The sequence below is a fragment of the Clostridium saccharoperbutylacetonicum N1-4(HMT) genome (assembly GCF_000340885.1).
Classification (GTDB): domain Bacteria; phylum Bacillota; class Clostridia; order Clostridiales; family Clostridiaceae; genus Clostridium; species Clostridium saccharoperbutylacetonicum.
In genome coordinates, this window is record NC_020291.1 from 5,252,553 (window position 1) to 5,267,986 (window position 15,434).

A 15,434-nucleotide genomic window follows, 5' to 3' on the forward strand; every position below is an offset into this window, starting at 1 on the left:
TTATATTGCTAAAGTTATTGTAAAGCATTCCATTTTTAGATACTAAATATACTTTTTATTGTATTAAAGTTACTTTTATCGAACTAGGATTATAATTTTAACTTATAAAAGTCAAAAAAGGGGATATTCTAATTCTATTAACATAACCTCTTGAGGTGCCATTTTTTCATTAATAAACAAATTATTATCTGAATATATCACTTCTCTTTTATATGCAAAAATTGACTTTTCCTTTAAATATCTTATTTCCTCAGTATATAATTTCTCTGTGGCGCCCATTTTTACCCATTCATCATAAACTGATCCATTTTCACTGTTTAATTTATAAGTCTTTTTAATAAATTCACCTTTTAAATCACTGAGTATAAAGACAATATCTTTTATTGTATTATTAAATACGGCTTCCCTTTCAGTTAATGTTACTTCTTTTGGAATACACTTTGTCCTATCACTTTTAAAGTGACAATAATTGCTAACTAATATCTGAATAGACTCATCTGCTTTTTGCGTTATTATATAATTTTCACCTTTTTCAATTATTCTCTCTCCCAGTTTATTTAAAAAACTATACGCATGATATATGGGCTTTCTTAGTCCATTTATTGTAACAAATCCTACTCCTCCATGAAAAGTAGTCTTGTTTGTATTTTTTACCTCTTCAAATATATCCGTAAAAGTCCAATAACCAAGCCCCTCCACCTTGTTAAAATTTTCAATTATATTTTTAACTAAAAAAGCACTTTTATAGCAAGTATCATGAAGAAGATCTCTTGGATCAGGAATATTATTCCATTCAGTAAGAAATAGTGGTTTATTTAATGCCCCAGACTTATTTAATTTTTCCAAAATCATATCAATATTATTTGATATATAATTTTGATTAGAGTATATACTGTACTTTAAAGAATCTTGAAAGATAGCTTTATCTTTTGCATTATTATTTATTTTTGCCATAAGCGAACTTATACTTTCATTTTTATCTTCTGGCTCCACAGCATATGCCTTACCTGAAATAAAATCTAAAACTATATTTTCTTTTGTGCAAAAAATATCATAAACTTCAAGTAAATTTGTATTTATCATCTCCTCTAAATGTGAATTTACTCCACCAACTTTAAGATTATTATTAATTTTTTTAACAGAGAAATAAGTTTCTTTAAAAAATTCTAAACTCTTCTCAAGATTTGTTTCTCCATGTATGAATCCATCCCATATTTCAAAATACCAAGTATTCACTTCTTTAATTCCATATCTTTGAAGTAAATGTAATAAGAAGTTTTCAATAAGCTCTTTCCACTTATTCATATCCTTAGGGAAACTCATATTTGCATTCCAGTTAAATACTAGCCTTTTCTCAGCAGCTAACTTTTCAGGCATAAACCCTAATTCAATAAAAGGCTTTATTTTTACCTCCATAAAAAAATCAATCAATTCATCAACATAGCTAAAATTATATTCTGGATTCCCATCAGAATCTTCACCGTATACCATCATATCATCAGAAAATATTCCATGGAATCTTATATATTCAAAAGGAATATCATTTTGAATATTTCTAAGCTGATTTCTCCATTCACCTCTTAAGCCCTCTGCCGCTCTACCAAAAGCAGCAAGTTTTCTCCAGGATTTCTTTATCGTCTCCTTAGTTCCCTTAAAATATATCTCATACGCTTCTCGTTCTTCTGGAAACGCTTTGATTCTTTTGTTATCAATATTACTATAAATTTTTACTAAATTTATTAGTTCTACATCTTTAATATTAGATTTTTCTATTTTAATTTCCGGATTAATTAAATCGTTTTTTCTAAATACTGCTGGAGTTGTATTATAATTTTTCTTAAAAGCTTTAAAATAAGATTTAATATTGGAAAATCCATTTTCCAAAGCTACATAAGTTATAGTATTATTACAATTTCTTAAATCTGCTAAAGACTCTCTAAGTCTAATCTTTGTTATGTATTCATTTAGTGTTATTCCCACGTACTTTGGAAAATATCTAGATAAATATTGTGGATTAAGCTCCACCATATCTGCAATTTTAGTTAAAGAAATCTTTTCTTTATAATGACAATTAATAAATTCTATTATACTTTTTAATCTTTTTTCTTCTGAATTTATACTAGTTTTCCTGTCAAAATTACGATCCTTATATTTATTTACAAGTAATAAAATCAATTCAATTATTATACCTTTTATTTTAAGTTCATGTCCCTTCTCTGCTTTGTACAAAATATCAATTATTTTATACAAATAACTCCACAACAATCTTATCTCTTCTCTTTGATTGTGAATATATTGATTATAATTTAGAGAAAATTTCAGATTTGAAAGGCCTTCAAAATCAGTATTAAAAAAATTTGTATCTATTTCTAAGATACATACTTCATTTTCTGGAGAACCCTCTAATGAATAAATACTACTACTATTTAAAAGAATTACGCCCCCTTCCCCAACCACATCTTTCTTTCCAATTACTTCAATAATTATATTCCCTCTTAAAGCAAATATGAGTTTCAAATTCTTACTATAATTGTATGCTGCTTTTTTAATGCTACAATTATAAACACTTAATGGTATATTCTTTAAGTATGAAAATTTCATTTTTTCTCTCCTAATATCATTAAAGACCTTTTAAATATGATTAGCCCCATATATGTTTTTTTCTTTATAATTATAATTTTATTGTATATTAAATAAAAGGCAAGTAATTTTTATTTTTTCAAAATTACTTGTCAAATATAAGATTAATTAACTCAATTATTTTAAGAAAATCTAAATTTTATATCTTCATATATTTCATTTTAAAAATAAATTGACCTAAATTAATTATCAGAATAATGCCTTCCCTTTGGCACAATAAATGGTGAATTTGATACTGGATCTTGTATAACGACACAATTCAATCCAAATACTGTCCAAATTAATTCTGAAGTTATAACTTTTTCTGGTTCACCTTTATCAATTAATTTCCCTTCACGAAGAGCAAATATATAATCTGCATATCTAGCAGATAAATTTATATCATGAAGCACCATTACAATAGTAGTTCCTCTTTTTTTATTTAAATCTGTTAATAAATCAAGAATTTCTACTTGATAAGCAATATCAAGATATGTAGTCGGTTCATCTAAAAGAAGTATATCTGTTTGTTGCGCAAGAGCCATAGCAATCCAAACTCTTTGACGCTGTCCCCCTGATAATTCATCAACACATCTATTTGCAAGTTCTGTTATTCCCATTATTTCAAGTGCTTCCTCTATTGCTTCAAAATCCTTTTGACTCATGCTTTTTAAAAAAGATTGATACGGGAACCTTCCTCTTGAAACTAAATCCCAAACAGTTATGCCTTCTGGAACTACCGGTGATTGTGGAAGTAATCCTAAGATCTGTGCTAACTTTTTAGAAGGCATTGAAGTTATTTTTTTGCCATCAATTAGAACTTTTCCTGAGATAGGCTTAATAAGCCTAGCCAGTGTTTTAAGTAATGTTGATTTCCCGCATGCATTTGCTCCAAGTATAACACTAATTTTATTGCTAGGAATAACTATATCAATTCCATCAACTATTATCTTTTTGTCGTATCCAGTTACAATATCTTTTGCTTCAAGTAATTGCTCATTTTCATTCATTACGCTCGTCCTCTCCTATTCATAGTTATTAGAAGCAATAGCATATACGGAGCTCCTAAAATTCCAGTAATTATTCCTACTGGAAATCTTGTACTAAATACATACTGTCCAATCATATCTGCTCCAAGTACTAATATTGCTCCAACTAAACCTGATGCAAAAACATTTGATGCTCCAAATCCAACAAGTCTTGCTGAAATTGGTCCTGCTAAAAATGCAACAAAGGCTATAGGGCCAGTAACAGCTGTTGCAAATGCAATTAAAAATACTGAACTTAAGATTAATGATATTCGTATTAAATTTATTTTAATACCTAATGTTATTGCAAATTCATCTCCTAATTCTAGTATTTGAAGTTGATTTGTTAAACATAAAATAATAAATCCAAATATAGCTACAACTACAAATAAAGTTGGAATCTCTTTAATACTAATTCCATTTAAACTTCCACTCAACCATGTGAGTGCATTTGAAACTTCATATTCTGACGCTTTAATTAATAAAAAAGAGATCAATGCATTTGCCATTGCTTGTATTCCAATTCCTATAAGTATTAATCTACTGCTTGAAAACCCTGAACTTTTAGATAGTAGATATATAAGGATCGAAAGGGAAATTCCAGAAATCACCGCTGCTATAGAAACAATACTTCCGCTCATATGAAGAACTAATATACTAAATACTGCTGCAACACTAGCACCTGAACTAATACCAATAATATCAGGACTAGCTAACGGATTTCTAAGCATTGTTTGAAAGGTATTTCCTGCTATTCCAAAGGCTATCCCTACTAAAAGTCCACAAAGCATTCTCGGTAAACGTAAGGTTTCTATAGTAAAGGTTGCACCTTGAATTTGTTCTCCTAATAGCACTCTTGTAACTGTAGTTAACGAATAATTAGTTTTACCATATAAAAGCATAATTAAGCAAAGGCCTACAGTTAAAACAAGTAGCAATATATTAACACTAAGCCTACGAATTTTCCTTTTAGTATACCCATCTTTTAGCATGGAGTGAGTAGTTTGAATCATATAGCTCTCACCTTCGCTTTCCTAGCAATTATAATAAGGATTGGTGCTCCAAAAAATGCTGTAATAATTCCTACCTGAAGCTCACCTGGACTTCCAATTACTCTTCCCAAAACATCTGAAATTGTTAAAAGTACTGCACCACCAATTGCTGACATAGGAACCAATCCTCTTAAATTTGCCCCAAGAATAAGCCGTATACTGTGAGGAATCATTAATCCTACAAAACCAATTGGTCCAGCAATTGCCGTGATTGCACCACATAGTATAACCCCAGCAATTGCACATATTATTCTAATAATACCAATATTAACTCCTAAACCAGTTGCCACCTCATCACCTAAAGCTAATACATCTAGTGCTGGTGTTGATATTATACTTATTATCAATCCAATTATTAAATATGGTAAAATTAAATTAATACTATCCCAAGTTGCACCACTCACACTTCCCACCTGCCAAAATCTATATGCATTCATTACCTCACTTCTAGGAAGTATAATTACACTTACTAAAGAGGTTAAAACTGCACTAGTAGCGGAGCCTGCCAACGCAAGTTTTATTGGAGTCATTCCTCCGCTTCCCATAGATGCTATTCCATAAACAAATATTGAGGTTATTCCAGCTCCAGCTAACGCTATCCAAATATATTCATTAGCTGAATTTATATTAAAAAATGCTATTCCAATTACAACAAATAACGATGCACCCGTATTAACTCCTAAAATGCTTGGATCAGCTATTGGATTTCTAGTTATTGACTGCATTAACGCTCCTGATATTCCAAGAGAAGCTCCTGCCATAACACTAAAAATTGTTCTTGGTATACGTTCTCTTACAACTATTGCTGAAAAAGACATATCATCACTATTTATCAAAGCATTTATCGCTTGACTAAATCCTACATTTTTTGATCCAAATGCTAATGATAACATCAAACATATTATAAGAAGAAAAATACTCATTAAATAAATTCCTATTGTTTTCGTATTTCTCATTATGCTTTCTCTTCTGCCTCTCCAATTATTTTTAAATATTCATCTATTGTTGCTGGAATTGATAAGGCACTTGGAGTGCACGATGCTGCTAATGCCGAACCTTCTTCTATAAGTGCAACAGAACCTCTTTTTACAGCCGGAACAGTTCCTAATATTGCATCTGCTTTTAATTGTTTTAATAGTTCATCGTTTCCATATGTTACTATAACATCTACATCTGCTAATTTATCAATATTTTCTGAACTAATTTCAATGGCAAAGCTATTTGAAGATTGAGCAAGTTTTTTAACACTGTCGGGTAATTCTAAGCATAAATCAGTAAGATATGCTGCCCTAGGATCAGTTGGAAGATATATATAAAACTTACCTAAGTCAGCAGGATTAAAGTAACAAAAAGCAGCTTTTTTACCTTTAAGCTTAGGATACTCACTAGTTTTTTCTGTTATTTTCTTTTCTAAGTCTGAAACTAATTTATTTCCTTCATCTTTTTTCCCAATTGCATTAGCATTAATTGTTATTTGGTCACGCCAATAAGTTTGCCAAGGAAGTTTAGGATATGCTACAACAGGAGCAATTTTACTTAATAAATCATATTCTTCTTGTGTAATTCCTGAATATGCAGCTAATATTACATCTGGTTTAGCATTACTAATAGCTTCATAATCTAATCCATCTATATCGTCAAAAGTTACAGGTTTTTCAACTCCTAATTCCTTATATTTTTCTGCTGTCCATGGTAATAAACCATTTTTATCTGTTTTTCCATAGTTAGCCTTAGATATACCAGCTGGAACAATACCTAATGCTAAAGGTACATCTTGATTTCCCCAAGAAATTGTAACCACTTTTTCTGGTTGTTTTTCAATTACAGTCTCCCCAAAGGCATGTTTAATTGTCATTGGATAAGAAACTGAAGAACTTTGTGTTGCATTAGTTTTATTTTGATTTTTTCCAGTCTCACTTGAACATCCAGTTATGAGTAAAGTACAAGCAAGAATGATCGTAGTTATTCCTTTTAGTTTCATAGTCTTCCTCCTAAGTATTGTATCAATTCTATTAAATATTTCTTCAAATTCAAATGATAATGAAAATAATTATCATTTGAATTCCAGTATTATTTTATAGTTGTCATTATAATTTGTCAACCTTACTTTGAAATTCTCCATTTTAGATAGATCTAATTTTCATGACACTACTATACGTAATCTTTAACACTATATGTCTATTTTCTTATCCAAACTTTTACTATTTCTAATATATACATACCAGTAAGCTACACCGACAAAAATGCCTCCTCCAATTATGTTTCCTAATGTTACAGGAATTAAATTTCCAGTAAAAAATGTCTCCCAGTTCAAATGATTCAATTTTTCTGGTGTTACCCCTAACACAGCTGCCACATCTGTTAATGACTCATTATTTTTAGCCAAGATACCTGCTGGAATATAATACATATTTGCTACACAATGTTCAAAGCCAGATGTGATGAAGAGCCATATAGGAAAAAATATAGCAAGGATTTTCCCAGTCATATCTTTCGCTCCATATGCCATCCATACAGCTAAACATACAAGCCAGTTACACATAATCCCAAGAAATAAACCTTGTGTAAATGTCAATCCAACTTTATACGCTGCAATTTTTATTGTAACTGCACCAAGCATACTATCACCACTACTAAAAAGCCCCGACTCGTTCATCATATATGCTATAAATATTGACCCTATAAAGTTTCCAACATAAACAAAAAACCAATTTTTAAGCATTGCTTTTATGCTTACTTTTTTATCTAAAACACCTACAAGTATCATAGTATTTCCTGTAAATAGTTCTCCTCCAGCAATTAAAACCAACATAAGTCCAGTTCCAAAGACAGCCCCCGCAAGAACTTTTCCTAGTCCATAAGTCTCTGCCTTTGCAAAAAGGTTAAACGCTGCCATATTTGAGCCCTCTGCCGCAAAAGCAATAAATGCACCCGCTAAAATTCCAAGTATAAGCATATTTACAATAGTTGTTTTTGATTTCTTAATCCCAGTCTGGATTGTTGCTTCTGTAATTTCTGGCGGTGTTAAATAATTCTTTGTACTCATTCTAAATCTCCTTTCCAATATGATAATTTCTTTATTTTTTACTCATCAAAAACTCTAATGCCATTTTGTATCTATTTAGCACATTTTCATGATGCTCATAATCATCCCAAATCATCTTTACATTGTTTTCCCCTATCCTTCTGTTAAATATTTCATAGGATTTCTCAGAAAACTTTGGAGCATACCTATGTATAGTACTTTTATTTTGCCCTTCCTTTTTACCTGAAATCATTAAAAGTTTAAACTCATTATTTATCATATCTTCTGCTTCAATGAAATTAATCCAATTTTCATACCACTGAGATGCACATATACTCGCAATTTTACCATAATTGTTGTTTTTATAAACTGAATATACGGACACTAAAGCACCAAGAGAATACCCCATAATTTTCCGATCCTCTTTACTTTTGCTTATTTTAAACTCACTTTCAAGATAACTTTGTAAATCATTCAATAAAAATTCTAAATAATTATCAGCTTGTCCTTGAAAATCATGAAATTTCTTGTTTAATGCTTTTGAAAACCAAGGTGTGTATTCATCTAATCTATCAATTGGAGTGACTCCAACCAAGATATGCTCCTCTAGAGATCCGTCAAAAAATTTTTCCTCTATATAGTCTACTAACTTTGTTAGTATTTTTTTAAATTCATCGCCATCTTGAATATAAATCACTGGATATTTTTTATTAGGAAGATCATATCCACTGGGTAAATATATAAATATTTGTCTATCAAATACTTCTCTTATAGAAATTGTCCCTTTCATTTATCTATCCTCGCTTTAATTTATTTGGAGATATTCCAAATTTTTTTTTGAATAATCTACTAAAATAAAACTCATCATTATAACCAACTCTTTTAGAAACCTCTTTAACCTTTAAGCCTTTATTCAATAATGTATAAGCAACAGTCATCCTATATTGAATCAAATAATCTATAGGCCTCATTTTTAAATGTTTGTTAAACAAATAAGATACTCTATTAACTTTTTGCCCATATCTATCAGCCAGTTTACTTAATGAAATTTCTTCCATATAATGTTCTGAAATATATTTACTTATATCCTTTGTAAGCTCTTCTTCATTCAACTGCTTTTTATGATTTTGTTCTCTAAGAAGTTCTTTTAAAAATAGACCGGTCTGTATTTGAAGCATTATCTTAGAAGTTATTTCTTGCCTTGCTGATATTTTTATAAGCTTATTTAAAGATTCTATTACATTATCATAATCATTTATTGTAAATTCAAAAACTGATCTCATGTAAGAATTTGAATTATTGTATTTACCTGCCACATAATAGATATTAATATGCTCAAATTCTTCTCCTCCTAAAACTTTAAATGATAAATTTTTATTCTTGCATCCATGGATAACCCTTCCTCTCTCGCCAGTAAATATTTCATTATCAAATTCTATTTTAGCTTTTCCTTTTATAGGAAAAATGAAAGCTGAAAGATTGGTTTTATATGTATTTCTCGTTGCTATTGAGTCTTTAGTGAATTTATCAACTCGTACTATTTCAAAAGAATTTTCCCTAAACTCTTTTATCAAATCATTTTTTATTATGCTTTTCATAATATATCATCTCCTTTCAGTACTTCTCGATGATTAAATAATTATCCATGTTTTAATTTTTGTTTATTCTATTAATATTCTATATAACTTATAATTTCCACATAAATGATAATCATTATCATTAGTTTTATAACAAGTATACTTTATTTTTTTCATCTAATCAAGAAAGGATATTCAAATGAAAGATATTATAAACGCTTCTTATAAACAGAATCAAAAAAATAAGCATTCCTTCAAACTATTTGTTGTAATTTTGATAGGATTGTTAATTATTTCTGCCATATTATCAATATCATTTGGTTCTTACAGAATAAAACCCTCTATATCCTATGGAGTGATTTTAAATAAAATTTGGGGATTGTCTTTAAACGAATTTAATGATGCAAATCTCCCAACATATAATGTTGTATGGCTCATTCGTGTACCAAGAATACTTCTTGCAATTGCTGTTGGAGCTGGACTCAGTTTATGTGGAACAGTTATGCAAGCTACTGTACAAAATCCTTTAGCTGAACCGTATATACTTGGAATTTCTTCTGGAGCTTCTTTAGGTGCTACTTTTTCATTGATGCTCGGAATTGGCTCCTTTAGTTTATTTTCTGTTAACGGTGTTGCTTTTTGGGCCTTTTTAGGTGCATTGGGTGCTTCTGTTTTAGTGCTGTTGCTTGCTTCCATAGGTGGGAGGATGTCTTCTTCTAAATTAGTTCTTTCTGGAACAGTGCTTAGTGCCTTATGTAATTCCCTATCCAATTTCATCATATCTATAGCAAGTGATGCTGAGGGTATGCAAAGTGTGAAATTCTGGACCATGGGATCATTAGCAGCAGCCAAATGGGGAAATATAGGTTTCATTACTATTATTGTCTGTATCTGTTGCATATTTTTCTTAACTCAAGGAAGACTTTTAAATCTGATGTTAATGGGTGATGAAGCTTCCATTACCATGGGCCTCAATTTAAATATATACAGACGAATTTATATGGTAATTACATCGCTTTTAACAGGTGTACTAGTTGCAAATTGTGGAATAATTGGCTTTGTTGGTCTCATAATTCCTCATATCTCAAGATCTATAGTTGGGCCAGATCATAAAAAATTGATGATTGTATCTATCCTACTAGGCAGTATTTTTCTTGTTTGGGCTGATACCTTCGCTAGAATAATAATTCCTAATGCAGAATTATCTATTGGAATCATTACAGGTTTAGTCGGCTCGCCATTTTTTGTTTATATCTTACTTAGAAAGAGCTTCGGTTATGGAGATAAAAGGTGATTTAATGGATGTTGAAATTAAGAATTTAAATATAACTTTATCAAAAAAAGAAATAATTAAAGGAATTCATCTAACTGTTACTGGTAATAAGTTTGTTGGGCTAATAGGCCCTAATGGTAGCGGTAAATCTACTTTATTAAAAGCTCTGTATAGAGTATTGAAACCCACATATGGTGATATTTATATTTATGGAAAAAATATAGAAAGTTATAGTAAAAAATCTTCAGCTAAAATTCTTGGAGTAGTTAGCCAATTCAATAATATAAATTTTGATTTTAATGTTATTGATATTGTTTTAATGAGCAGATCTCCTCATAAAAACCTACTTGAAAAAGATACAAAAGTTGATTACGATATAGCACTTAATGCTCTATCTTTAGTTGGGATGTTAGAATCTGCTCAAAAAAGTTTCAATCTTTTGTCTGGCGGAGAAAAGCAAAGAGTTCTACTTGCTAGAGCTATAACACAAGAACCAAAGATATTAATATTAGACGAGCCTACTAACCACCTTGATATTAAATATCAATTGGAAGTTATGAATATTGTAAAGAAGCTGAATATTTGTGTATTAGCAGCTTTACACGATTTAACCTTAGCATCCCAATTTTGCGATGAAATCTATGTACTAAAAGATGGACAAATTGTATGCCAAGGTATTCCAAAAGATGTGATAACAAAAGAAATGATTAAAGAAGTCTATGATGTAAATTCAAATGTGTTTGTAAATCCAACAACTAAAAGAATTTCAATTGATTATTTTACAGAAGATTTATAAAAATTATTCAATATAAGGAGAATTTTAAATGAAAAGAAAAATTTTATTATTAATTATGTCTGTAACCTTAATGACTACAATATTTACTTCTTGTGGAAACACTACAACAAATAATAATATCCCAAAACCCAAAGACTCTTATTCATCATCTGAAAATTCATCTACTAAAACCTCGTATCCTGTGAATTTTGATGCCTTTGATTCAAAAGGGAATATTTACAAACAAACTTTCAATGAAGCACCTAAGAAAGCAATAACAAATAATCAGTCTTCTACTGAACTGCTATTAACCTTAGGTCTAAAAGATTCCTTAATTGGAACTGGGGATTTAGATACACCTATACCAGAAAATCTTCTAAACGATTATAACTCTATTCCTTCAGTAGCAAAAAAAGGTGATGTTGCTAAAGAAGTTGTTATAGGCTCTGGAACAGATTTAGTAATTGGACGAAGTGCTTCATTTGAAGATAGCAGATATGGTTCAATCTCAAGTTTAAATCAGGTCGGAATAAATACTTATGTTCAATTAGCAAGTAAAATGAATGCTGATATTAATTTAACTACAATAATTCAAGATGTTAAAAATGTAGGAGTTATATTTAATGTCCAAGATAAAGCTAATAAATTAGCTGATTCACTACAAAAAACTTTGGACAAAGTTAAATCAAAGGTTCCAAATAAGGGCGAAAGGAAAAAAGTTTTATTGGTAGTTAATTATAGCGGTGGAGCTTTTACTGTTTATGGTGCTAACGCTTCACTACAAAAAGAAATGTTGAATGTTTTAAATGCTGATAATGTAGTAAAAAAAGGTGGTTCTGTTTCTTTCGAAAATGTAATTTCAGCTAATCCAGATTATATTGTCTATGTAACAGCTAACAAAAATTCTGCTACCGATAATGATGCCGTAGATAGAATTTTAACTGAGTCTACAATTCAAAATGTTAATGCTATAAAAAATAAAAATATTATTTCAGTTGACTATACTGAACTTATGGGATATGGAATCAGAACCTTTGATTGCTTAGAAAAACTTGCTTCTGCATTTTATCCAGAAAACTTTAAAAGTTAAATTTCAAAGTTATAGATATACGATGCAAGAATTATACTTATGCAAAACATACCTAGATCAGATACATATTTATTACAGCGGACTAATGAAATTTTCGCTGGATGGGTTCTAAGTGGAAGGTTGCACCCATTTCTGCATGTTCCTAAAGTAAATTTATGACAAGCAGAAAATGGAACAACCTTCCACTAATAACCATCACAACTTAATTTCATATGCCGCTTGCACAAATATGTATCTGATTTCTAGTGTTATGATTATAATTTCTCAATGATACATGTATATTCCATTTATAAGTTTGATTATTAAATTTGTATCTATAAACAATTTTATATTAGCCTATTAGGCATTATCAAAATAATAGGAGGAAAGTTAAAAATTATGATTAAAAGAATTACAAAATCTACAAGTATATTAATCTGTATAGCTTCAATTATATCAATTGCACCAGCTCATGCCGCGGACTATAAGGTATTAGATGCACAAGAAGGAACTATCTATAGTGCAACTGCAAAAGGAAAAGGTATTTTTCTTGATGGAGAAATAAATGGTGAAGAAGAGGCTGTATATTGGGTATCTGAGGATGGAAAATATAATAAACTAAATGGAATAAATACTGGAGCTACTTTTAGTGATTTATTATTAAATAAATATCTTGAAATTGATGATGGCTCAAGTGATTATTCTTATATAGATATAACAGATAATTGTAAATTGTTAGATTACGATGTTAGAGAAGACTTGGAAGATGCTGAAGCAATACTTCTAAAAAGCAAAATTAAACATGATAATGCTGGAAGATTCGACGAAAGCTATTATAGCAGCTCAAATCTAATTAGTGCTACCATTGAAGGAAAAAATAAATTTCTAAGTTCTAGCAATGGACTTGCCATTTATAAATATAAACTAAAAGAACCTCAAATTAATGGAGATTATTATTCTACTATATATGCAAATTTACAAGGTAATTATGTTGATGTAGATTATGACTTAGGTAACCTAAAAGTTTCTATGAGTACAACTAGTTCTGCTGTCACAATAAAAAATACTAAAGACACTTATGAAATAAAACAAGATGGAATAACTTATGAGTTAAAAGCCGTGATTAAAGAAAATAAATATGTAACAAGTGATTCTGATACAATATATAGGCTAGCTGATCTTACTATCTATAAAAAAGAAAAGGGTGCTTCCGATTCTACTTATAAGTCTGCAACAAATGAGTTAAAATTCGGAAAGGACTGCTATCAAGTAACTGATGGAAATTCCGTCACAGTATTACAGAAATTTTCTATGACTCCAGCTATAGATACTATTGATGGAATTAAATCTCCTAAAGATTCTACTATTTATTTTATAGCAGATGAGGATGGAAATAATGAGTATTTATTAGGAAAATCAGTTGCTGATGCAATCAAAAAAATTGGCTTATCTAAAGGAGCAGGAAAAGTAAAGCTAACAGCTAATTCACAAGGACTTTATAGTATGTATCAAGATACTGCACAAAAAAAATTATATGTAGAAAAGCTAAAACTAAAATCAAAGAATGGATTTAATTATATAGATTATGATGATTATTATAGTTCAGATGTAGATTCAATAGATAGCTTAAATACACCTGGTGGTTTTCCATGGTTTGTAAATAACGCATATGTTAAAGCATGGGATGGTAAAAATTTTAATAAGTTATATAGAATAGATGGATCTATGGATAGTGTATCTATAACTAGTAAAGATAATATGATTGCTTGGAATACAGATACTGGAGTGTATTCAATTGTACATAATATAACTTCAACAAAAGATAAAAATGCTATTTCAGGAAGTGACACAATAAATCCTCAGACAACGACTAATGCTGCTATTACACTAAATAATTCCTCTAACGGTTGGGTATTAAATCAAGATAATACTTGGACTTACACATTACAGGATGGAACAAAGAAAACTGGATGGTTTAATACTAATGGAAGCTGGTATTATTTTAATGCTGATGGAATAATGTCTACAGGATGGATTAAGGACAATGATATTTGGTATTTCTTAGACACTTCAGGTTTAATGAAAACTGGATGGATTAATTATAATAGTTCTTGGTATTATTGTAATCCATCAGGCGCTATGCTGCATGACACTGTAATTGATGGATATAAATTAGGCATAGATGGAGCTTGGACAAATTAACCAACTTAAACACCCCACAAAATCTAATTTATTAAGATTTTGTGGGGCATAATAGCTGTGAAGATATATTATCCTCTTATTAATATGTTTAGTAACTTTACATCACTTACCGCTTCAATTCCATATTGGATATCTGCTTCTAGTGCAAAAATCTCACCTTCTTTTATTACAGCTTCACTGTTTTCCTTGTAGACAACTTTAGCTTCACCTTCTATAACAATAAACAAGGATTCCATTTCATAATACTCTTTATCAATACTTTCACCTTTTGCAAAGGAAAAGAATCTCACTTCATGCTTATCATTATCTACTAAAGCTTTACTTGCTATTTTGTTTCCTGAGTGGTTCACCATATCTTTCATTTTTATTGGTTCAAAAGGGTTAATATTTCTTAAATACTTCATAATTTTAACCCTCTTTTACTACTATTAAAAGCATTTTCATATCTTCTTTTGCTGTTACTTGATGTTGAATATTTGCTGGCATAACCACTACCTGCCCCTTATGAGCTTCCATCTCTTCATCACCTATTTTTACAGTTGCTATTCCCTGATGAATATAAATCATAGCATCTCCTTTGGCTGCATGAGGTCCTACTCCTTCACCTTTTCCAAAAGCTAATGCTGTAAGTCCTACACCTTTCTTTTGAGCCATTGTAACAGTTTCTATTTGTCCTTCCTTGCAACTTACTAAGCTGTCAAAATCTATTGCCTTTGATTTTACTATATTTTTAATTAATTCTTCCATTCTTATCTTCTCCTTTTTTTATATAGAATTTATTATTTTAAAATTTATATACTTTTTTAATAACTTT

14 protein-coding genes are annotated in these 15,434 nt (G+C 29.9%); 4 read left to right on the forward strand and 10 right to left on the reverse strand.

The features are described 5' to 3' along the window. Positions 1-111: 111 nt before the first annotated feature. The 8 genes from CSPA_RS23275 to CSPA_RS23310 form a co-directional block, all read right to left on the reverse strand. A complete protein-coding gene (locus tag CSPA_RS23275; protein ID WP_015394852.1) occupies positions 112-2,601 on the reverse strand; it encodes a GH39 family glycosyl hydrolase in 2,490 nt (829 codons plus the stop codon). 221 nt (positions 2,602-2,822) lie between these two features. Continuing rightward, on the reverse strand, positions 2,823-3,629 hold the full coding sequence (locus tag CSPA_RS23280; RefSeq protein ID WP_015394853.1) for an ABC transporter ATP-binding protein: 807 nt from the start codon (positions 3,627-3,629) through the stop codon (positions 2,823-2,825). Next, positions 3,629-4,660, reverse strand: a complete 1,032-nt coding sequence (locus CSPA_RS23285) for a FecCD family ABC transporter permease (protein WP_015394854.1) — start codon at positions 4,658-4,660, stop codon at positions 3,629-3,631. Before CSPA_RS23285 ends, CSPA_RS23280 begins: the two co-directional genes overlap by 1 nt. Then, a complete protein-coding gene (locus CSPA_RS23290; RefSeq protein WP_015394855.1) occupies positions 4,657-5,655 on the reverse strand; it encodes a FecCD family ABC transporter permease in 999 nt (332 codons plus the stop codon). The genes CSPA_RS23285 and CSPA_RS23290 overlap by 4 nt, the downstream gene beginning before the upstream one ends. After that, on the reverse strand, positions 5,655-6,680 hold the full coding sequence (locus CSPA_RS23295) for an iron-siderophore ABC transporter substrate-binding protein (protein WP_015394856.1): 1,026 nt from the start codon (positions 6,678-6,680) through the stop codon (positions 5,655-5,657). The genes CSPA_RS23290 and CSPA_RS23295 overlap by 1 nt, the downstream gene beginning before the upstream one ends. 189 nt (positions 6,681-6,869) lie before the next feature. Beyond that, entirely contained in the window at positions 6,870-7,745 is an 876-nt protein-coding gene (locus tag CSPA_RS23300) for a formate/nitrite transporter family protein (RefSeq protein ID WP_015394857.1), read from the reverse strand. A gap of 31 nt (positions 7,746-7,776) precedes the next feature. Continuing rightward, on the reverse strand, positions 7,777-8,514 hold the full coding sequence (locus tag CSPA_RS23305) for an alpha/beta hydrolase (protein ID WP_015394858.1): 738 nt from the start codon (positions 8,512-8,514) through the stop codon (positions 7,777-7,779). A 4-nt stretch (positions 8,515-8,518) separates the two neighbouring features. Then, positions 8,519-9,322, reverse strand: coding sequence for a helix-turn-helix domain-containing protein (locus CSPA_RS23310; protein ID WP_015394859.1), 804 nt, complete (start codon positions 9,320-9,322; stop codon positions 8,519-8,521). Between the two features lie 178 nt (positions 9,323-9,500). Here CSPA_RS23310 and CSPA_RS23315 point away from each other — a divergent pair, with 178 nt between their 5' ends. From CSPA_RS23315 to CSPA_RS23330, 4 genes are all read left to right on the forward strand, one after another. After that, entirely contained in the window at positions 9,501-10,595 is a 1,095-nt protein-coding gene (locus CSPA_RS23315) for a FecCD family ABC transporter permease (RefSeq protein ID WP_015394860.1), read from the forward strand. 4 nt (positions 10,596-10,599) lie between these two features. After that, positions 10,600-11,370, forward strand: a complete 771-nt coding sequence (locus CSPA_RS23320) for an ABC transporter ATP-binding protein (RefSeq protein WP_026106332.1) — start codon at positions 10,600-10,602, stop codon at positions 11,368-11,370. Positions 11,371-11,398: 28 nt separating this feature from the next. Beyond that, complete coding sequence (locus tag CSPA_RS23325; RefSeq protein ID WP_015394862.1) at positions 11,399-12,439, forward strand: ABC transporter substrate-binding protein; 1,041 nt, start codon at positions 11,399-11,401, stop codon at positions 12,437-12,439. Between the two features lie 378 nt (positions 12,440-12,817). After that, a complete protein-coding gene (locus CSPA_RS23330; protein ID WP_015394863.1) occupies positions 12,818-14,620 on the forward strand; it encodes an N-acetylmuramoyl-L-alanine amidase family protein in 1,803 nt (600 codons plus the stop codon). Between the two features lie 68 nt (positions 14,621-14,688). Here the strand turns inward: CSPA_RS23330 and CSPA_RS23335 are convergent, their stop codons facing one another. Beyond that, positions 14,689-15,024: a cupin domain-containing protein gene (locus tag CSPA_RS23335; protein WP_015394864.1), complete on the reverse strand. Its 336-nt coding sequence runs from the start codon at positions 15,022-15,024 to the stop codon at positions 14,689-14,691. 4 nt (positions 15,025-15,028) lie between these two features. Beyond that, complete coding sequence (locus tag CSPA_RS23340; RefSeq protein ID WP_015394865.1) at positions 15,029-15,367, reverse strand: cupin domain-containing protein; 339 nt, start codon at positions 15,365-15,367, stop codon at positions 15,029-15,031. Positions 15,368-15,434: the final 67 nt, after the last annotated feature.